The organism is Azotobacter vinelandii CA (assembly GCF_000380335.1).
Lineage (GTDB): Bacteria > Pseudomonadota > Gammaproteobacteria > Pseudomonadales > Pseudomonadaceae > Azotobacter > Azotobacter vinelandii.
Map to the genome: position 1 here is coordinate 4,596,545 of NC_021149.1, position 19,779 is coordinate 4,616,323.

The 19,779-nt window shown below is 66.5% G+C and carries 19 protein-coding genes; 17 read left to right on the plus strand and 2 right to left on the minus strand.

Features of this window, described 5'->3' with window-relative positions; all coding sequences use genetic code 11:
• Positions 1-47: 47 nt before the first annotated feature.
• Positions 48-2,507 carry a penicillin-binding protein 1A gene (locus tag AVCA_RS20630; RefSeq protein ID WP_012703012.1) on the plus strand — a complete coding sequence of 820 codons (2,460 nt, stop codon included), beginning with the start codon at positions 48-50 and terminating at the stop codon, positions 2,505-2,507.
• A 116-nt stretch (positions 2,508-2,623) separates the two neighbouring features.
• A complete protein-coding gene (locus tag AVCA_RS20635) occupies positions 2,624-3,949 on the plus strand; it encodes an IS4-like element ISAzvi6 family transposase (RefSeq protein ID WP_081434910.1) in 1,326 nt (441 codons plus the stop codon).
• Positions 3,950-3,996: 47 nt separating this feature from the next.
• On the opposite strand, the gene AVCA_RS20640 is transcribed toward AVCA_RS20635, so the two are convergent.
• Positions 3,997-5,265, minus strand: a complete 1,269-nt coding sequence (locus AVCA_RS20640) for a malic enzyme-like NAD(P)-binding protein (RefSeq protein WP_012703014.1) — start codon at positions 5,263-5,265, stop codon at positions 3,997-3,999.
• Positions 5,266-5,831: 566 nt separating this feature from the next.
• Positions 5,832-6,044, minus strand: coding sequence for a 50S ribosomal protein L31 (gene rpmE, locus AVCA_RS20645; RefSeq protein WP_012703015.1), 213 nt, complete (start codon positions 6,042-6,044; stop codon positions 5,832-5,834).
• A 174-nt stretch (positions 6,045-6,218) separates the two neighbouring features.
• Here rpmE and AVCA_RS20650 point away from each other — a divergent pair, with 174 nt between their 5' ends.
• The 15 genes from AVCA_RS20650 to AVCA_RS20720 all read left to right on the plus strand — a co-directional run bounded on the left by AVCA_RS20650 (position 6,219) and on the right by AVCA_RS20720 (position 19,712).
• Positions 6,219-8,438 (plus strand): primosomal protein N', encoded by a 2,220-nt coding sequence (locus tag AVCA_RS20650; protein WP_012703016.1) that lies wholly within the window; start codon positions 6,219-6,221, stop codon positions 8,436-8,438.
• A gap of 131 nt (positions 8,439-8,569) precedes the next feature.
• Entirely contained in the window at positions 8,570-10,309 is a 1,740-nt protein-coding gene (gene argS, locus AVCA_RS20655; RefSeq protein WP_012703017.1) for an arginine--tRNA ligase, read from the plus strand.
• A gap of 21 nt (positions 10,310-10,330) precedes the next feature.
• A complete protein-coding gene (locus AVCA_RS20660; RefSeq protein WP_012703018.1) occupies positions 10,331-11,125 on the plus strand; it encodes an SPOR domain-containing protein in 795 nt (264 codons plus the stop codon).
• Between the two features lie 115 nt (positions 11,126-11,240).
• Positions 11,241-11,768 carry an ATP-dependent protease subunit HslV gene (gene hslV / locus AVCA_RS20665; RefSeq protein WP_041807419.1) on the plus strand — a complete coding sequence of 176 codons (528 nt, stop codon included), beginning with the start codon at positions 11,241-11,243 and terminating at the stop codon, positions 11,766-11,768.
• A 101-nt stretch (positions 11,769-11,869) separates the two neighbouring features.
• Positions 11,870-13,210 carry an ATP-dependent protease ATPase subunit HslU gene (gene hslU, locus AVCA_RS20670; protein WP_012703020.1) on the plus strand — a complete coding sequence of 447 codons (1,341 nt, stop codon included), beginning with the start codon at positions 11,870-11,872 and terminating at the stop codon, positions 13,208-13,210.
• A 141-nt stretch (positions 13,211-13,351) separates the two neighbouring features.
• Positions 13,352-13,726, plus strand: coding sequence for a gamma-butyrobetaine hydroxylase family protein (locus AVCA_RS20675; protein WP_012703021.1), 375 nt, complete (start codon positions 13,352-13,354; stop codon positions 13,724-13,726).
• Between the two features lie 72 nt (positions 13,727-13,798).
• Positions 13,799-14,560: a bifunctional demethylmenaquinone methyltransferase/2-methoxy-6-polyprenyl-1,4-benzoquinol methylase UbiE gene (gene ubiE / locus AVCA_RS20680; protein WP_012703022.1), complete on the plus strand. Its 762-nt coding sequence runs from the start codon at positions 13,799-13,801 to the stop codon at positions 14,558-14,560.
• The gene (locus AVCA_RS20685) at positions 14,560-15,183 is read left to right on the plus strand and encodes a ubiquinone biosynthesis accessory factor UbiJ (RefSeq protein ID WP_012703023.1); all 624 of its coding nucleotides are present in this window, start codon (positions 14,560-14,562) and stop codon (positions 15,181-15,183) included. The genes ubiE and AVCA_RS20685 overlap by 1 nt, the downstream gene beginning before the upstream one ends.
• Positions 15,180-16,793: a ubiquinone biosynthesis regulatory protein kinase UbiB gene (ubiB, locus tag AVCA_RS20690; protein ID WP_012703024.1), complete on the plus strand. Its 1,614-nt coding sequence runs from the start codon at positions 15,180-15,182 to the stop codon at positions 16,791-16,793. Before AVCA_RS20685 ends, ubiB begins: the two co-directional genes overlap by 4 nt.
• A 40-nt stretch (positions 16,794-16,833) precedes the next feature.
• On the plus strand, positions 16,834-17,235 hold the full coding sequence (hisI, locus tag AVCA_RS20695) for a phosphoribosyl-AMP cyclohydrolase (RefSeq protein WP_012703025.1): 402 nt from the start codon (positions 16,834-16,836) through the stop codon (positions 17,233-17,235).
• The gene (locus AVCA_RS20700) at positions 17,228-17,563 is read left to right on the plus strand and encodes a phosphoribosyl-ATP diphosphatase (RefSeq protein WP_012703026.1); all 336 of its coding nucleotides are present in this window, start codon (positions 17,228-17,230) and stop codon (positions 17,561-17,563) included. The genes hisI and AVCA_RS20700 overlap by 8 nt, the downstream gene beginning before the upstream one ends.
• Before the next feature lie 24 nt (positions 17,564-17,587).
• Complete coding sequence (locus AVCA_RS20705; protein ID WP_012703027.1) at positions 17,588-17,845, plus strand: twin-arginine translocase TatA/TatE family subunit; 258 nt, start codon at positions 17,588-17,590, stop codon at positions 17,843-17,845.
• A gap of 9 nt (positions 17,846-17,854) precedes the next feature.
• The gene (tatB, locus tag AVCA_RS20710; RefSeq protein WP_012703028.1) at positions 17,855-18,214 is read left to right on the plus strand and encodes a Sec-independent protein translocase protein TatB; all 360 of its coding nucleotides are present in this window, start codon (positions 17,855-17,857) and stop codon (positions 18,212-18,214) included.
• A complete protein-coding gene (gene tatC / locus AVCA_RS20715) occupies positions 18,211-19,008 on the plus strand; it encodes a twin-arginine translocase subunit TatC (RefSeq protein ID WP_012703029.1) in 798 nt (265 codons plus the stop codon). Before tatB ends, tatC begins: the two co-directional genes overlap by 4 nt.
• Positions 19,005-19,712, plus strand: a complete 708-nt coding sequence (locus AVCA_RS20720) for a 16S rRNA (uracil(1498)-N(3))-methyltransferase (RefSeq protein ID WP_012703030.1) — start codon at positions 19,005-19,007, stop codon at positions 19,710-19,712. Before tatC ends, AVCA_RS20720 begins: the two co-directional genes overlap by 4 nt.
• The last annotated feature ends 67 nt before the right edge of the window (positions 19,713-19,779 follow it).

Sequence of the window (19,779 nt, forward strand, 5' to 3'; positions counted from 1 at the left end):
CTCGCCCGAATTTCTGTCCTTTTTCATCTGGAAACCCCGCGGCCTCGATGCGTTTGCTTAAATTCTTCGGCTGGACCCTCATCGCCATCTTCAGCAGCCTGCTGCTCGGCCTGAGCGGAGCCTTCCTTTACCTGGGGCCCGGCCTTCCGTCGGTCGAATCGTTGCGCACCATCCAGTTGCAGATCCCTCTGCGGATATACAGCAGCGATGCCAAGCTGATCGCGGAATTCGGCGAGATGCGCCGGACTCCCATCCGCTACGCGGACATTCCCCCGGACTTCATCCATGCCCTGCTGGCCGCGGAGGACGATAATTTCGCCAGCCATTATGGCGTCGACCTTGCGAGCCTGATGCGCGCTGCCACGCAATTATTGAGCAGCGGACATATTCAGACGGGGGGCAGCACCATCACCATGCAGGTGGCGAAGAATTTCTTCCTGACCAGCGAGCGGAGCTTCTCGCGCAAGGTCAACGAGATCCTTCTCGCCCTGCAGATCGAGCGCGAGCTCAGCAAGGAGGAAATCCTCGAGCTCTACGTCAACAAGATCTACCTCGGCAATCGCGCCTACGGCATCGAGGCGGCAGCCCAGGTCTACTACGGCAAGTCCATTCGCGAATTGAGCCTGGCGCAGATGGCGATGATCGCCGGCCTGCCGAAAGCCCCGTCGCGCTTCAACCCCCTGGCCAACCCGGCGCGCAGCAAGGAACGGCGCGACTGGATCCTCGGGCGCATGTACAGGCTCGGGCATATCGACGAGGCGCGTTACCAGCAGGCCCTGGCCGAACCGGCGGACGCCAGCTACCACGTGCAGACCCCGGAGCTGAACGCCCCCTACATCGCCGAACTGGCCCGCGCCGAACTGGTCGGCCGCTACGGCAGCGACGCCTATACCGAGGGTTTCCGGGTCATCACCACGACGCCCAGCGATTTGCAAGAGGCGGCCAACGGCGCCGTGCGCCAGGGGTTGTTCGACTACGATCGACGTCACGGCTACCGCGGCCCCGAAGCCCGCCTGCCCGGCGCGGACAGAAGCGCCTGGCTGGAAGAGCTGGACAAGCGGCGGAACATCAACGGCCTCGAGCCCGCCGTCGTCACCCAGGTCGGCGGCAACTCCATCCGGGTCCTGATGCGCAACGGCGACGAGGAAACGGTGAACTGGGAGAGCATGGCCTGGGCCCGGCCCTTCATCAGTGCCGACAGCATGGGGCCCAGACCGCAGCGTCCGGGCCAGGTGGTCAAGCCCGGGGATCTGATCCGCGTCCTGCGCCAGGAGGATGGCAGCCTGGCCTTCGGCCAGGTTCCCGCGGCCCAGAGCGCCCTGGTTTCCCTGGACCCTCGGGACGGCGCGATCCGCGCCCTGGTGGGCGGCTTCTCCTTCGAGCAGAGCAACTACAATCGTGCCGCCCAGGCCAAGCGGCAACCCGGCTCGAGCTTCAAGCCCTTCATCTACAGCGCGGCCCTGGACCGAGGCTTTACCGCCGCCAGCCTGATCAACGACGCCCCGATCGTCTTCGTCGATCCATACCTGGATACGGTCTGGCGCCCCAAGAACGATACCAACACCTTCCTCGGCCCGATTCGCATGCGCGAGGCCCTGTACAAGTCGCGCAACCTGGTATCGATCCGCCTGCTGCAAAACATGGGCATCGACTATGCCCTGGACTACATCAGCCGCTTCGGCTTCGACAAGCGCGACCTGCCCCGCAACCTGTCCCTGGCACTCGGCACGGCCAACCTGACTCCGCTGGAAATCGCCGCCGGCTGGAGCACCTTCGCCAATGGCGGCTATCGCATCCAGCCCTATCTGATCGAGCGCATCGAGAACCGCGACGGCAAGCTTCTGTATCAGGCCAACCCGCCCCGTGTCCCGGCGGAAGAGGCGGCGCCTGTCGAGCCCGTCGACGCACCCGAAGCGCCGACCACCGCCGAAGCCCCCCAGCCCGACGCCACTGCCTCCGAAGACACCCCGCCCCCGGCTTCTCCGCTCCCGGAGGCGCCCGAGCCGATCGTCGCGGAGCGTATCGTCGATGCCCGCACCACCTACATCATGACCAACATGCTGCAGGACGTGATCAAGCGCGGTACCGCGCGCCGCGCCCTGGAGATGGGGCGGAGCGACCTGGCCGGCAAGACCGGCACCACCAACGAATCCAAGGACAGTTGGTTCTCCGGTTATAACGCCGACTACATCACCACCGTCTGGGCCGGTTTCGACCAGCCGGAAAGCCTGGGCAGCCACGAATATGGCGGCACCGTGGCCTTGCCGATCTGGATGAATTTCATGAACGTCGCCCTGAAGGACAAACCACCCCACCTGCAGAGCGAGCCCGAAGGATTGCTGACCCTGCGCATCAACCCCGGCAGTGGTCGCATCGCCTCGCCCGGCACCTCCGGCGCCATCTTCGAGCTGTTCAAGAACGAAGCGCCGCCGCCCATGGCCAGCGAAGGGGAGTCCGGTCAGGGCACGCTGGCGAAAGACGCCGCCCCACCGATCGATCTGTTCTGATCGCAAAAGAAAACCCCGACACCAGGCCGTAATGCTGTTCACTTAAGCATTTGAGTCCAGGCCGGGCTTTCTAGAAAATCCGATACCGGCCCTCTGGTATCGGATTTTTTATACCCATTCAGCAGCAGTTGCTCGACCTCGGCGATCTCTTCAATTTCTCCGACCTCAGCACCTTCACCCGGAACATTCCTGTTGAATGGGTCGCCAGTGCGCTCAATCTCTCTGCACAAGCCACCATACGGCGTCGCCGCCTGCCGAGCGATCAGGTACTTTGGTTGGTGCTGGGCATGGCCTTGTTCCGCGATGAGCCTGTGCATGAGGTGGCCAGACGCCTGAATATCTGTGCTCAAGGCCTGGCCTCCGATCAACTGCTGGCGCGCAGCGGCGTGACTGAAGCGCGTAAGCGACTAGGAGCCGATCCAGTCGAATCCTTGTTCCGCCAGACAGGTAAACAATGGGGTGGCGAGCGATACGAAGGCGATGATTGGAACGGTTTGCAAGTGTTTGCGGTGGATGGCGCATTGCTGCGAACCCCTGATTCACCTGAGCTGCGAGAGCATTTTGGCTCTGGTAACACGGGGACCGAGCGCCAGACGCCTTTTCCAATGCGGCGTCTCGTTGCCCTGATGAATGTGCGTTCTCACGTGATCCCCGATGCCCAGCTCAGCCCCTATCGCGGCAGCGAGATGCGCTTGGCCGAAACCTTCCTCGGCCAGATCCCGGACAATTCGATCACGTTGTTCGACAAAGGCTTTTGGGGCGCTGATCTGCTGTCAAGCGTCGCCGAGGGTGGGAGCAGTCGTCACGGGTTGACGCCGGCTCGCAAGAATCTGGTCATAGAGGAAATCGAGCGTTGTGGCGAGCACGATCGCCGTGTTCGGATGAAGGTCTCGCCCCAGGCACGCAAACGAAACCCGAATCTGCCCACGCATTGGGATGTGCGTGAGGTCAGTTATGAAAGCCAAGGGCACGCCAGATCGCTGCTCACTTCACTACCCGTAGAAAGCTACAGCGCAGGCGCTGTCGCCGCGTTGTACCTGGAACGCTGGGAGATCGAGTTGGGCTTCCGGGACATCAAAAGCTCGATGCAACAGAACGCGGTGACGCTGCGTAGCAAGAAGGTCGAGCTGATTTATCAGGAAGTCTGGGGGCTCTTGCTGGCTTACAACATCATTCGCCGCGAGGCCAGCCAAGCCGCTGTGGCCTTTGGGCGGGCGCCCTCGGACATACGCTTCAAACCCGCCTGTCAGTACATCGCCGTGCAATTGATCGTCATGGCGGCGGCCAATCCGGTATCGGCAACGGGCAGGAGGTTGGCTGAGCTGCGAGGAGGTATCGGGGGACTGTTTCTGGATCACCGTCCAAGGCCAGGAAGGCCAAGGACGGTGAAGATTTCCAAAACCCGATATCCAGTGGATCGTAAGGCCGCTCCGCTTAAGTGAACAGCATTACGCTCGAAGCGGGGTTTTCTTTTGCGCAGGCGCTGCGATCAGCTGTTGAACACCTCTTCCACCGACTGCAGCGGGTAGTGTCGCGGATACGGCAGGGAGGCCACGCCACTCTCGATGGCGGCACGGGCCACGGCGTCGGATACCACGGTGATCAGCCGCGGGTCCATGGGCTTCGGAATGATGTACTCGCGACCGAACTCCAGGCCCGACACCCCGTAGGCCTCGCAGACCGCCTTCGGCACCGGCAGCTTGGCCAGTTCGCGCAGGGCATGAGCCGCGGCGATCTTCATCTCTTCGTTGATGCGGGTCGCACGTACATCCAGGGCGCCACGGAAGATGAAGGGGAAGCCCAGCACGTTGTTGACCTGGTTCGGATAGTCGGAACGACCGGTGGCCATGATCACGTCGCCGCGGGTGGCATGGGCCAGTTCCGGGCTGATCTCCGGGTCCGGGTTGGAGCAGGCGAAGACGATCGGGTTCGGCGCCATGCGCAGCAGGTTCTCCGCACTCAGCAGGTTGGCTCCGGACAGGCCGACGAATACGTCGGCACCGTCGAGGGCATCGGCCAGGGTGCGCTTGTCGGTCTCGTGGGCGAACACCGCCTTGTACTGGTTCAGGTCGTCGCGTCCGGCATGGATGACTCCCTGGCGGTCGATCATGTGGATGTTCTCGACCCTGGCGCCCAGGCTGACCAGCAGGCGCATGCAGGAGATGGCCGCGGCGCCGGCGCCAAGGCAGGCGATCCTGGCGGTCGGCAAGCTCTTGCCGGCGATCTCCAGGGCATTGAGCATACCGGCGGCGGTGACGATGGCGGTACCGTGCTGATCGTCATGAAACACCGGGATATTGCATTGCTCGATCAGGGCGCGCTCGATCTCGAAGCACTCCGGCGCCTTGATGTCCTCCAGATTGATGCCGCCGAAGGTCACGGAAATGCGCTTGACGGTGTCGATGAAGGCTTGCGGGCTCTCGGCATCCACCTCGATGTCGAACACGTCGACGCCGGCGAAGCGCTTGAACAGCACCCCCTTGCCCTCCATGACCGGCTTGGAGGCCAGCGGGCCGAGGTTGCCGAGGCCGAGGATCGCGGTACCGTCGGAAATGACGGCGACCAGGTTCGACTTGCCGGTATAGCGGTAGGCCAGTTCGGGATCGCGGGCGATTTCCCGTACCGGCTCGGCGACGCCGGGGCTGTAGGCCAGCGACAGGTCGCGGGCGGTTTGCGTGGGTTTGGTCAGTTCCACGCTCAGCTTCCCGGGACGCGGCTGAGCGTGATATTCGAGGGCGGCGGTCTTGAGATCAGACATAGTTATTAGTTTCCGTTTTTATAGTGTTGCGACTTGCCAAATGAGCATACGGCAAGACAACGAGCACCAACAATAGCACTCAACGCCGCATGTCAAGGCCCCTGTCATCCGACTTTTGGCCAATTCCGGACACGCATCTAAGGAGAGCATGGGCACTTGCCCGGATCGACTATCGGAACTCTGAGCATAGCGATACCCCCGACACGGCAACCAGCGCCGGCGGACCGCACGCGAAAAGATGTCCCTGGCCGAGACAGGCAAAGCGAACGGTATGCGCGCTCGCCCCGGCTTTACAGCCCCCCGTCGGTATGGGCACGAAGGAAGGACCGAGATCCGGAAGCCCATCGGGCACGAGCGGCTGGCTCAGTGCCTGTCCCGGTCTCCGATGGTCCGACAACGGGCCGGGCGCACGAGAGCCCCCAGAACATCGGCAAGGCGTGGGAAGTCGCCGCCGATCACCCGCTCGCGCGGGCAATTCCAGGCGACGGAAACGAAGAAGGCGCCCACGAGGGGCGCCTTCTTCGGCAGTACGGAACAGTCCATCGGACCGCCCCGGCCATCGGTGCTCACTTGGAGCCGAACACACCGAAACGCTGCTTGAAGCGGTCGATACGGCCGCCGGTGTCGAGCACCTTCTGCTTGCCGGTATAGAACGGGTGGCACTCGGAGCACACATCGATGCTGATGTTCTTGCCCAGGGTGGAACGGGTCTTGATCACGTTCCCGCAGCTGCAGGTCGCCTCGATCTCGACGTAATTCGGATGGATATCGGCTTTCATGGAAAAGTCCTCGACTCTGGCGTACCGCCACCCGACCCAATGCCGGGCACCGTACGGAAACAGGCGGCGGATGATACCAGAGCACTACGACGATGCAAGCACGCGGGACCGGGAGGTCGCGGCCCCGCCCCCACCACCTGTTAAGATCATCGCTCTCCGCCAAGGACTGCCCGCGTGCCCGCCCCGATCCTCCGCCTCGCCCTGCCCTCGCCGCTGCGTCGCCTGTTCGACTACCGCGCCCCGCCCGGCGTGCCGACCGCTCGCCTGCGGCCGGGGGTACGCCTGCGCGTGCCGTTCGGCCGGCGCGAAGTGGTCGGCGTACTGGTCGAACTGAGCGAGCACAGCGAAGTGCCGCCCGACAAGCTGAAGGCCGCCCTCGAACTGCTCGATCCCTGTTCGCCACTGCCGCCGAGCCTGCTCAGGCTGTGCCGGTGGACGGCCCACTACTACCAGCACAGCCTCGGCGACACCTTCGGCTGGGCTTTGCCGGCGCTGCTGCGCCAGGGCGAACCGGCCGAGCGGCGCCAGGAACGCTGGTGGCACCTGGCCGCAGACGCACGTCCGGACGATCCGCGCCTGGCCCGCGCACCGCGCCAGCGCGAGGCACTGCAGACCCTCGCCCAACATCCCCATGGCGTGCCCCAGGCCCTGCTCGGCAAGCTGCGACTAAACAAGGCCAGTCTCGACCTGCTGCTGGCCAAGGGGCTGCTGCGCACCGAAATACGCCACCACGCCCCGCGCGAACGGCACGGTAGCTGGCTGCTCCAGGCCGAACTGCCGCTGAACGACGAACAGCGCGAGGCCGTCGAGGCAGTGCGCGCCGGCTTCGGCGGCTTCAACGCCTTTCTGCTCGCCGGCGTCACCGGCAGCGGCAAGACCGAGGTCTACCTGCAACTGATCCACCAGGTACTAGAGGCCGGCCGGCAGGCGCTGGTGCTGATCCCGGAAATCAACCTCGGCCCACAGACACTGGAACGATTCACCCGCCGCTTCAATGCCCGGGTTGCCCTGCTCCACTCCGGCATCGGCGACCGCGAACGCCTGGACGCCTGGCTGGCGGCCCGCGACGGCGAGGCAGACATCGTCATCGGCACCCGCTCGGCACTCTTCACCCCGCTCAAGCATCCCGGCCTGATCATCGTCGACGAGGAGCACGATGCCTCCTACAAACAGCAGGAAGGCCTGCGTTACCACGCTCGCGACCTGGCCGTGGTACGCGCCCGGCAGGAGGAGATCCCGGTCCTGCTCGGCTCCGCCACACCCTCCCTGGAAAGCCTGCACAACGCCCATGCCGGACGCTACGCCCTGCTCCGGCTCCGCCAGCGCGCCGGCCAGGCCCGTCCGCCGCGCTTCCTGCGCCTGGACGTGAAAAGCCGACCGCTCGACGCCGGGATCTCTCCGCCCTTGCAACAGGCCATCGCCCGCACGCTCGCCGCCGGCCAGCAGGTACTGGTGTTCCTCAACCGCCGTGGTTTCGCGCCGACCCTGCTGTGCCACGACTGCGGCTGGATCGCCCTGTGCCCGCGTTGCGATGCGCGCATGACCCTGCACCAGCGCCAGCGCGAACTGCGCTGCCACCATTGCGGCCACGCCGAACGCCAGCCGACCGCCTGCCCGCAATGCGCCCAGGTCGACCTGCGGCCGGTCGGCGCCGGCACCGAACGCGCGGAAGAACGTCTGGCCATCCTCTTCCCGGATTATCCGGTGCTGCGCATCGACCGCGACAGCACCGCACGCAAGGAGGCGCTGCCCAGGCTGCTCGCCACCATCCACCGCGGCGAGCCCTGCCTGCTGGTCGGCACCCAGATGATCGCCAAGGGCCATCATTTTCCGCGCGTCACCCTGGTGGCGATCCTCGATGCCGACGGCGGCCTGTTCTCCGCCGACTTTCGCGCCAGCGAACGCATGGCCCAACTGATCGTGCAGGTCGCAGGGCGCGCCGGGCGCGCCGAAGAGCCGGGCACGGTGATCATCCAGACCCACCTGGCCGACCACCCGCTGCTGGTCCAGCTCGCCGAACAGGGCTACCTCGCCTTCGCCGAGCAGGCCCTCGCGGAGCGCCGCGCCGCCGGCCTGCCGCCCTTCGCCCACCTGGCCCTGCTGCGTGCCGAAGCGCACCGGCCGGGTCAGGCCGAGGGCTTTCTCGAACAGGCCGCCGACGAGGCCCGGCAACTGCTCGCCGCCCTGCAACTCTCTAGCCTCGAACTGCTCGGTCCGGTGCCGGCGCCGATGGAGCGACGCGCCGGCCGCCATCGCGCCCAGTTACTGCTGCAGGCCTCCGGCCGCGCACCACTTCACCGCCTGCTCGGGCCCTGGCTGGCGGCCCTCGAACGACTGCCGGGCGCCCGCACGGTGCGCTGGTCGCTGGACGTCGACCCGATCGACCTGTACTGAGCGCCAGCACCTGTCGATGGCGGAGGCCGCCCCCCAACTCGTGGCGGTTGGCAAGCCCACCCCCGCTGCGGATAATGCTCGGTTTTCACGACCCGCCCGGCGCACTGCCCCTCCGCGGCCAAGAGCAGACCATGAAAGACACGATTCGCCAGCTGATCCAGCAAGCCCTGACCCGCCTGACCGACGACGGCGTGCTCCCCGCGGGTCTGACGCCGGCGATCCAGGTGGAAAACACCAAGGACAAGAGCCACGGCGACTTCGCCAGCAACATCGCCATGATGCTGGCCAAGCCGGCCGGCCTGAAGCCACGCCAACTGGCCGAAAAGCTGGTCGCCGCACTGCCGGCCGACGCCTCGGTCAGCAAGGTGGAAATCGCCGGTCCCGGCTTTCTCAACTTCTTTCAGAACAGCGACGCCCTGGCCCGGCGCCTGGAGGTCGCGCTGGCCGACGAGCGTCTCGGCGTGCGCAAGCATGGCGACCTGCAGCGGGTGGTGGTCGACCTGTCCTCGCCCAACCTGGCCAAGGAGATGCACGTCGGCCACTTGCGTTCGACCATCATCGGCGACGCCGTGGCGCGGGTGCTGGAATTCCTCGGCGACGTCGTGATCCGCCAGAACCACGTCGGCGACTGGGGCACCCAGTTCGGCATGCTGCTGGCCCACCTGGAGGAAAAGCCCGCCTCCGCCGAGAGCGAACTGGCCGACCTCGAACAGTTCTATCGTGCCGCGAAGAAGCGCTTCGACGAATCCGAGGCCTTCGCCGACCGCGCCCGCGAACTGGTGGTCCGGCTGCAGGCCGGCGAGCCGGAATGCCTGCGCCTGTGGCAGCGCTTCAACGCGATATCCCTGTCGCACTGCCAGGAAGTCTACGAACGCCTCGGCGTACGCCTGACCCCGGACGATATTCGTGGCGAGAGCGCCTACAACGACGAGTTGCCGGGCATCGTCCAGGCCCTGCGCGACAAGGGCCTGCTGACCGAGAGCGAGGGCGCCCAGTGCGTGTTCCTCGACGAATTCAGGAATGCCGAAGGCAATCCGCTGCCGGTGATCGTGCAGAAGGCCGGCGGCGGCTATCTCTACGCCACCACCGACCTGGCCTCGATGCGCTACCGCAGCCAAGTGCTCAAGGCCGACCGCGTGCTCTATTTCGTCGACCAGCGCCAGGCCCTGCACTTCCAGATGACCTTCGCGGTGGCCCGCCGCGCCGGCTTCGTGCGCGACGACACGGCGCTCGAGCACATGGGCTTCGGTACCATGAACGGCGCCGACGGCCGTCCCTTCAAGACCCGCGATGGCGGCACGGTGAAGCTGATCGACCTGCTCGACGAGGCCGAGCAGCGCGCCTACGCCCTGGTCAAGGGCAAGAATCCGGAGCTGCCCGAGGAAGAACTGCGCCACATCGCCCGCGCCGTGGGCATCGGCGCGGTGAAGTACGCCGACCTGTCCAAGCACCGCACCAGCGACTACAGCTTCAACTTCGAACTGATGCTGAGCTTCGAGGGCAACACCGCGCCCTATCTGCTCTATGCCTACACCCGCGTGGCCAGCGTGTTCCGCAAGCTGGGCAGGGAAATCGACGAGATCGACGGCAGCCCGGCTCCCGAAGCCGGGCAGGAGCTGGCGCTGGCCGCCCGGCTGGCGCAGTTCGGCGAGGTGCTCGGCAACGTCGCCGAGAAGGGCCTGCCACACCTGCTCTGCGCCTACCTTTACGATCTGGCCGGCTTGTTCTCCAGCTTCTACGAAAATTGCCCGATCCTCACCGCCGATACGCCGGCCCGCCAGCAGAGCCGCCTGCTGCTGGCCGCGCTGACCGGCCGCACCCTCCGGCAGGGCCTGGAACTGCTCGGCCTGGAACCCCTGGAACGCATGTAAGTAAAGGGACTTACCCCCAGCATGGCAAAGAACAACGCCCCCAAGCGCGGCGCCAGCCGCACCCCGCCGCCGCGCCAGCGGGAAATACCGAGCTGGCTCTGGCTCGCCTGCGGCCTGGCCGTCGGCGGCTTCGCGATGTTTCTGACCAAGCTCGAGCCGGGCAGCGATGCCATCAAGCGCAGCACCGCCGAGCAGCCAGCCAAGTCGGTGCAGCAGCCGCCGAGCAAACCCAAGTACGACTTCTATACCCTGCTACCCGAGTCGGAGGTCGTGGTACCGCCGACCGCACAGCAACAGCAGGTGCAGGTGCCGCCGCCGAAACCGGCACAACCGCCGCAGACGGCACAACAGCAACCGCCGGTACAGCCAGCGCAACAGCCGCAGCCAGCGCAGCAGGTGCCGCCTGCGCAACAGACCGCACAGACGCAAGCCCCGCCCCAGCGCCCGGCTCCGCCGCCCCAGCAGCCGAAGCTGACGCCGGCCCAGGACGCCGCCCGCGCGGAAGCCCTGCTCAACGGCCGCACGCCTCCGGTCGTCACCGCCAAGCCGCCGGCCCTGGCCAAGTCCGCACCGACCACCCAGTACTACCTGCAGGCCGGCTCCTTCCGCAACAAGGCCGATGCCGAGGATGCCCGGGCGCGCATCGCCCTGCTCGGCCAGAGCGTGCGCGTCGAGGTAGGTACCGTGCGCGGCGAGACCTGGCACCGCGTGGTGACCGGTCCCTTCAGCAGCCGCCAGCAACTGGAGCAGGCCCAGAAGCAACTGGCCGGCGACGGCTTCCGCAACGTGATGGCCCGGCAGCGCCAGACGCCCTGAGCTCCCGGCAGGCCGTCCACCGCGGCCTGCCGCCTCCCCGTTGAAATTCCGCCGTCCCTGCCCCATATATAGGTCCCACCGGGCATTTCCGCCCCGCAGCGTGGAGACCACTCCCTTGACCACCATCGTTTCAGTCCGCCGCCAAGGCAAAGTCGTCATGGGCGGCGACGGCCAGGTTTCCCTCGGCAACACCGTGATGAAGGGCAACGCGAAGAAAGTCCGCCGCCTCTATCACGGCCAGGTGCTGGCCGGCTTCGCCGGCGCCACGGCGGACGCCTTCACCCTCTTCGAACGTTTCGAGGGCCAGTTGGAGAAACACCAGGGCCACCTGGTCCGCGCCGCCGTCGAACTGGCCAAGGACTGGCGTACCGAGCGCTCGCTGAGCCGCCTGGAGGCCATGCTGGCGGTGGCCAACAAGGACGCCTCGCTGATCATCACCGGCAACGGCGACGTGGTCGAACCCGAGGAAGGCCTGATCGCCATGGGCTCGGGCGGCCCCTACGCGCAGGCCGCGGCGAAAGCGCTGCTGCTGCATACCGGTCTGTCGGCCCGCGAGGTCGCCGAAACCGCCCTGAACATCGCCGGCAGCATCTGCGTCTTCACCAACCAGAACCTGACCATCGAGGAATTGGACCTCGACTGAGGCCCCCGATGCATCCGGCCGCAGCTCCGTGGCCGGCGAACAGAACGCCGCGGCGGACGGTCCCAGACCCGATGCCCCACCGCATGAAGCGAGTCTTACCCATGTCCATGACGCCCCGCGAAATCGTCCACGAACTCAACCGCCACATCGTCGGCCAGGAAGATGCCAAGCGCGCCGTCGCCATCGCCCTGCGCAACCGCTGGCGGCGCATGCAACTGCCGGCCGAGCTGCGCGCCGAGGTCACGCCGAAGAACATCCTGATGATCGGCCCGACCGGCGTCGGCAAGACCGAGATCGCCCGCCGCCTGGCACGCTTGGCGAACGCCCCGTTCATCAAGGTAGAGGCGACCAAGTTCACCGAGGTGGGCTATGTCGGCCGTGACGTGGAATCCATCATCCGCGACCTGGCCGACGCGGCGGTGAAGATGATGCGCGAGCAGGAGATCCAGCGGGTGCGCCACCGCGCCGAGGACGCCGCCGAGGACCGCATCCTCGACGCCCTGCTGCCGCCGGCGCGTCAGGGCTTCGGCGACGAACCGATCGCCCGCGAGGACTCGAACACCCGCCAGTTGTTCCGCAAGCGCCTGCGCGAGGGCCAGTTGGACGACAAGGAAATCGACATCGAGATCACCGAAACGCCCAGCGGCGTGGAGATCATGGCTCCACCCGGCATGGAGGAAATGACCAGCCAGTTGCAGAACCTGTTCTCCAGCATGGGCAAGGGCCGCAAGAAGACCCACAAGCTGAAGGTCAAGGATGCGCTCAAACTGGTCCGCGACGAGGAAGCCGCCCGCCTGGTCAACGAGGAGGAACTGAAGGCCCGTGCCCTGGAATCGGTCGAGCAGAACGGCATCGTCTTCATCGACGAGATCGACAAGGTGGCCAAGCGTGCCAACGTCGGCGGCGCCGACGTCTCTCGCGAGGGCGTGCAGCGCGACCTGCTACCGCTGATCGAGGGCTGCACGGTGAACACCAAGCTGGGCATGGTCAAGACCGACCACATCCTGTTCATCGCCTCTGGCGCCTTCCATCTCGCCAAGCCCAGCGATCTGGTGCCGGAACTGCAGGGCCGCCTGCCGATCCGCGTCGAACTCAAGGCGTTGACGCCCGAGGACTTCGAACGCATCCTCACCGAACCCCACGCCTCGCTGACCGAACAGTACCGCGAGCTGCTGAAGACCGAAGGACTGAACATCCAGTTCGCCGCCGACGGCATCAAGCGCATCGCCGAAATCGCCTGGCAGGTCAACGAGAAGACCGAGAACATCGGCGCCCGCCGCCTGCACACCCTGCTCGAGCGCCTGCTGGAGGAAGTCTCGTTCAGCGCCGGCGACCTGGCCGCCGACCACAGCGGCCAGCCGATCGTGATCGACGCCGCCTACGTCAACAACCACCTCGGCGAACTGGCCCAGGACGAGGATCTGTCGCGCTACATTTTGTAGATGATCTTCCCGTGGCCGCAGGGTGGATGGCCAGCCCGTGGAAAACCGCGCAGCGTTTTCCACGGGCCCATCGCGTGGGCAAGGCCGAGCCGTTACCCAGCCCACGACCTTGCCGCCGCCTTCTCCAGCGGAGCCCCGACGATGCGCATGCCCACCGCCATCAAGCTGCACAAAGCCTCGAAGACCCTCGAACTGCACTACGCCCCCGACGAGCGCTACTGCCTCGACGCCGAATTCCTCCGCGTGCATTCGCCCTCGGCGGAAGTGCGCGGCCACGGCAATCCCGTGCTGCAGCACGGCAAGCTCGGCGTCGGCCTGAGCGGCGTCGAGCCGGTCGGCCAGTACGCACTCAAGCTGATCTTCGACGACGGCCACGACAGCGGCCTCTACAGCTGGGACTACCTCTACCGGCTGGCCTGCGACCACGACCGCCTGTGGGCCGAGTACCTGGCCGAACTGGAGCGCGCCGGCAAGTCCCGCGACCCCCACGAATCGGTGGTCCGCCTGATGCTCTGAGCCGGGTACTCCGCAAGACAAACCCGACCGCCAGCATTAGAATGGCCGGCACATTTTTCCGGTGCCAGCGACATGAACGATCCGCGCAAGACCGAATCCACCACCCATTTCGGCTACCAGAGCGTCCCGGAAAGCCAGAAGGCGCGGAAGGTCGCCGAAGTGTTCCACTCGGTGGCGGCCAAGTACGACCTGATGAACGACGTGCTCTCCGGCGGCCTGCACCGCCTGTGGAAACGATTCACCATCGAGCTGTCCGGCGTGCGCCGGGGCAACCGGGTGCTGGACATCGCCGGCGGCACCGGCGACCTGACCCTGCAGTTCTCCCGCCTGGTCGGCGAGAGCGGCGAGGTGCTGCTGGCCGACATCAACGACTCCATGCTCAAGGTCGGCCGCGACCGCCTGCTCGACAGGGGCGTGGCCGGCAACGTGCGCTTCGTCCAGGCCGACGCCGAGAAGCTGCCGTTCCCCGACAACCACTTCGATGTGATCACCATCGCCTTCGGCCTGCGCAACGTCACCCGCAAGGAAGACGCCCTGCGTTCCATGCTGCGGGTGCTGAAGCCGGGCGGCCGTCTGCTGGTGCTGGAATTCTCCAAGCCCTCCAACGCCCTGCTCGGCAAGGTCTACGACGCTTACTCCTTCGCCTTCATGCCGCTGGCCGGCAAGCTGATCACCAACGACGCCGACAGCTACCGCTACCTGGCCGAGTCGATCCGCATGCACCCGGACCAGGAAACCCTCAAGAGCATGATGGCCGGCGCCGGCTTCGAGCGCGTCACCTACCACAACATGACCGGCGGCATCGTCGCCCTGCACCGCGGTCTCAAGCCTTGATGCTCGGCACAGCCCTGCTCGCGGGCGCGGAACACGGCCTCAACCGCCTGCTGCGCCTGGACGCCACCGCCCTGCCGCGCCTGGCCCGGCTGGCCGGGTGTGTGCTCGCCGTACACTGCACGGCGCCCGAGCTGCATTTCCATATCCTGCCGAATGCCGACGGCCTACGCCTGGCCGGCAACTGGCAGGGCGAGGCCGACTGCACCCTGCACGCGCCCGCCGCGAGCCTGCTGCGCCTGGCCGCCAGCCGGCAGAAAACCGCCGTCCTGCACAGCCCCGAAGTCAGCCTGGAAGGCGACAGCAGCAGCCTGCTGGCACTCGCCGGAATCCTCCAGGATCTCGAGCTGGACTGGGAATACGAGCTGTCGCGCTGGCTCGGCCCGGTGGTCACCCAGTTGCTCGCCGGCAGCCTGCGGCACAGCGCGCACTGGGGCGGACAGAGCCTCGCCAGCCTGCGCCAGAACCTGGCCGACTACCTCGGCGAAGAGTCGAATACCCTGGTCGGCCGCCACGAAGCCGAGGCCCGTTTCGCCGAAGTCGACGACCTCCGCCTGGCCACGGACCGCCTCGAGGCGCGCATCGCCCGCCTCACCCACCCACAGGAATCCAGCGACAACGCATGAAGCTTCTCGCCGTCCGCCGTCTGCTGCGCATCCAGAGCGTCGTCGTCCGCTATCGCCTCGACGACCTGCTGTTCGACCAGCCGCTGCTGCCCTGGTGGCTGCGCGCACTGGGCTACCTCTTGCCCTGGCGCTGGCTCCCGCGCCGGCGGAGCGAGCAGCCGCGCGCCGTCCGGTTGCGCCTGGCCCTGCAGGATCTCGGGCCGATCTTCATCAAGTTCGGGCAGATCCTCTCGACCCGCCGCGACCTGCTGCCGGAGGACATCGCCGACGAGCTGACCTGGCTGCAGGACCGCGTGCCGCCCTTCAATCCGCAACAGTCCGTGGCGCTGATCGAGGAGCAGTTGGGTGCCAGGGTCGACGAGGCGTTCGCCCGCTTCGACAGCGAGCCGCTGGCCTCGGCCTCGGTCGCCCAGGTGCACGCGGCGCAACTGAAGACCGGTGAGGAAGTGGTGGTCAAGGTCGTCCGCCCCGGCCTCAAGGCGGTGATCCGCCAGGACCTGGCCTGGCTCTACCTGTTCGCCCGACTGGCCGAGCGGGCCTCCACCGAGGCCCGCCGCCTGCATCTGGTGGACGTGGTCAGCGACTACGAGAAGACCATCTACGACGAACTCGACCTGCTTCGCGAGGCAGCCAACGCCAGCCAGCTCAAGCGCAACTTCGAAGGCTCGCCGCTGCTCTACGTGCCGCAGATCTACTGGGACTGGTGCCGCCCCAAAGTGCTGGTGATGGAACGCATCTACGGCGTGCCGGTGACCGACCTGGCCGCCCTCGTCGACCAGGGCACCGATCTCAAGCTGCTCGCCGAGCGCGGCGTGGAAATCTTCTTCACCCAGGTGTTCCGCGACAGCTTCTTCCATGCCGACATGCACCCCGGCAACATCTTCGTCAGCACCCGCCAGCCCTGGGACCCGCAGTACATCGCCATCGACTGCGGCATCGTCGGCAGCCTGACGCCGCAGGACCAGGACTATCTGGCGCGCAACCTGCTGGCCTTCTTCAAGCGCGACTACCGCAAGGTCGCGCAGTTGCACATCGACTCCGGCTGGGTGCCGGCCGACACCCAGGTCAACGAATTCGAGGCGGCGATCCGTACCGTCTGCGAGCCGATCTTCGAGAAGCCGCTGAAGGACATCTCCTTCGGCCAGTTGCTGCTGCGCCTGTTCCAGACCGCCCGGCGCTTCAACATGGAGGTCCAGCCGCAACTGGTGCTGCTGCAGAAGACCCTGCTCAACATCGAGGGGCTCGGCCGCCAGCTCTATCCGGAGCTGGACCTGTGGACCACCGCAAAGCCCTTCCTCGAACGCTGGATGCGCAAGCGCATGAGCCCGAAGGCCATGCTCGACAATCTGCAGGGCCAGCTCGAACAGTTGCCGCATCTGGCGCAGATGACCCGCACGGCGCTGGAAGACATTTCCCGTCCGGCGTGGGACACGCGCAAGCGCGAGCGGCACGACCACCACCTCCTGCGCCTGCTCGGCGCCGCCCTGCTGGCCGGCGGCGTGCTGCTCGCCCTCCAGACGCCGCCGACCAGTGCGAATGCCTGGCCGAGCTGGCTGATGCTCGCCAGCGGCCTCTACCTGCTGGTAGGTCGCCGGCGCCTTTCCGATTGACCCGGTTGTCGCGACGCCCGTGCGTCGCAACGGAGTGGATATGAAAGACTGGTTGGACGAAATTCACTGGAACGCCGACGGCCTGGTGCCGGCCATCGCCCAGGACCACCGGACCGGGCGCATCCTGATGATGGCCTGGATGAACCGCGAGTCCCTGGCCCTGACCGTTCGGGAAAATCGCGCCATCTACTGGTCACGCTCGCGTGGTAAGCTCTGGCGCAAGGGCGAGGAGTCCGGCCATGTGCAGAAAGTGCATGAACTGCGCCTGGACTGCGACGCCGACGTGATCATCCTGCAGGTCGAGCAACTCGGCGGGATCGCCTGCCACACCGGCCGCGAGAGCTGTTTCTACCGCGTTTTCGAAGACGGCGCCTGGAAGGTCGTCGATCCGATCCTCAAGGACCCCGACGCCATCTACCGTGCAGGACACCCTCATGAGTGACACCCTCAACCAACTGGCCGAAGTGCTTGAGGCGCGCAAGAACGCCACGCCGGACAGCTCCTACGTGGCCAGCCTGTATCACAAGGGCCTGAACAAGATCCTGGAGAAGGTCGGCGAGGAATCGGTGGAAACCATCCTCGCGGCCAAGGACGCCGCGGCCAGTGGCGACTGCAGCGAGCTGATCCACGAGACGGCCGACCTCTGGTTCCATAGCCTGGTCATGCTCGCCGCTCTCGGCCAACACCCCCAGGCGGTGCTCGACGAACTGGACCGGCGCTTCGGCCTGTCCGGGCATGCGGAAAAGGCCGCCCGTCAACCGTCTGCCTAACCCTTTAGCTGCAAGAGGAATTTCATGGGTATCTTCGACTGGAAACACTGGCTGATCATCCTCATCGTCGTCGTCCTGGTGTTCGGCACCAAGCGCCTGAAGACGCTCGGCTCCGATATCGGCGAAGCGATCAAGGGCTTTCGCAAGGCAGTGAACACCGAGGAAGGCGAGAACAGGCCCGCCGAGCCGCAGACCGGCACCAGCGCCGGCGACACGCTGAACAAGACGCAGACCATCGAGGGCCAGGCCCAGAAGGTCGACACTCCGGTGCGCAAGGACTGAGTCTGCGGCATGTTCGATATCGGTTTTTCCGAGTTGCTGCTGGTTGGCCTGGTTGCCCTGCTGGTGCTCGGCCCCGATCGTCTGCCGGGCGCCGCGCGCACGGCCGGCCTGTGGGTCGGTCGATTGCGGCGCAGCTTCAACACGCTCAAGAGCGAAGTGGAACGCGAGATCGGCGCCGACGAGATCCGCCGCCAACTGCATAACGAACGAATCCTCGAGCTGGAACGGGAAATGCGGCAGAGCCTGCAGCCTCCGACCCCGCCGGCGCCGAACGCGCCGGACGACAGCTCCGCGTCCGCCCCGCAGCATGCCGCCCCGGCCGGTAGCGAACCTCCCGCCGCCCCTTCCGACAAGACGCCCAACCCATGACAGCCCGACCGGAAGGCGACCAGGACATGCCCCTGGTCGCGCACCTGACCGAACTGCGCACACGCCTGCTGCGCTGCGTACTGGCAGTGTTGCTGATCTTCATCGCACTCGTTCCCTTCGCCCAGGAAATCTACACCCTGGTCTCGGCGCCGCTGCGCGCCTATCTGCCGGAGGGCGCGACCATGATCGCCACCGGCGTGGCCTCGCCGTTCCTGACCCCGTTCAAGCTGACCGCCTGGGTGGCGCTGTTTCTCAGCGTTCCGGTGATCCTGCATCAGGCCTGGGGCTTCATCGCGCCGGGGCTTTACCGGCAGGAAAAGCGCATCGCCCTGCCGTTGCTGGCTTCCAGCATCGCCCTGTTCTACATCGGCATGTCCTTCGTCTATTTCCTGGTCTTCCCGCTGATGTTCCACTTCTTCGCCAGCGTCACCCCCGAAGGCGTGGCGATGATGACCGACATCAACGAATACCTGGACTTCGTCCTCACCCTGTTCTTCGCCTTCGGCGTGGCCTTCGAGATTCCGGTGGCGACCTTCCTGATCGTCTGGATCGGCCTGGTCGACGTGGAGGCGCTGAAGAAAAGCCGCCCTTACGTGATCGTCGGCTGCTTCGTGGTCGGCATGATCCTCACGCCGCCGGATGTCTTCTCCCAGACCCTGCTGGCGGTGCCGATGTGGCTGCTGTTCGAGGTCGGCATCCTGTTCGGCGCCATGGTCCGCCGCGACGCCGGGGAAACCGGCGACGGCACCGCCCTGGCCGGCCGTGGGCACGACGACCAGCCGCCCCGGGCATGAACCTGCTGCTGCTCGATGACGCCGACTTCGTCGGCGCCGACCGGGCGATCCTGCGCGACCGCCGCCTGCGCCACCTGCGCGAGGTGCACCGTGCAGAGGCCGGCGACAGCCTGCGCGTCGGCCGCCTGGGCGGCGCCATGGGCGAAGGTCGCCTGCTGCGCCTCGAGGCCGCCGAGGCCGAATTGCAGGTGGTCTTCGACCGCCCGCCGCCGGCCAAGCTGCCCCTGACCCTGCTGCTCGCCCTGCCCCGACCGAAGATGCTCAAGCGCGTGCTGCAGACGGTCGCCGCCATGGGTGTGCCGCGCCTGGTGCTGCTCAACAGCTATCGGGTGGAGAAAAGCTTCTGGCAGACCCCCTTCCTCGAAGCGCAGGCGATCCGCGAACAACTGCTCCTCGGCCTGGAACAGGCGCGCGACACCGTGCTGCCGGAAGTGCTGGTCGAAAAGCGCTTCAAGCCCTTCGTCGAGGACCACCTGCCGCAGCTCGCCGCCGGCACCCTCGGCCTGCTCGGCCATCCCGGCGACTACCCGCCCTGCCCGCGCGCCGTCGAGCGGCCGGTGACCCTGGCCATCGGCCCGGAAGGCGGCTGGATTCCCTACGAAGTGGACAAGCTGCAGGCCGCGGGCCTCGCCCCAGTGCAACTGGGCGAGCGCATCCTGCGCGTGGAAACCGCCGTGACCGCCCTGCTCGCCCGCCTGTTCTGAGCACCGGGCAGCGCGACTGGCCCCGATCCCCCGGCTGTCTCCGGCGCCGGGAATGACGGTCATGGGT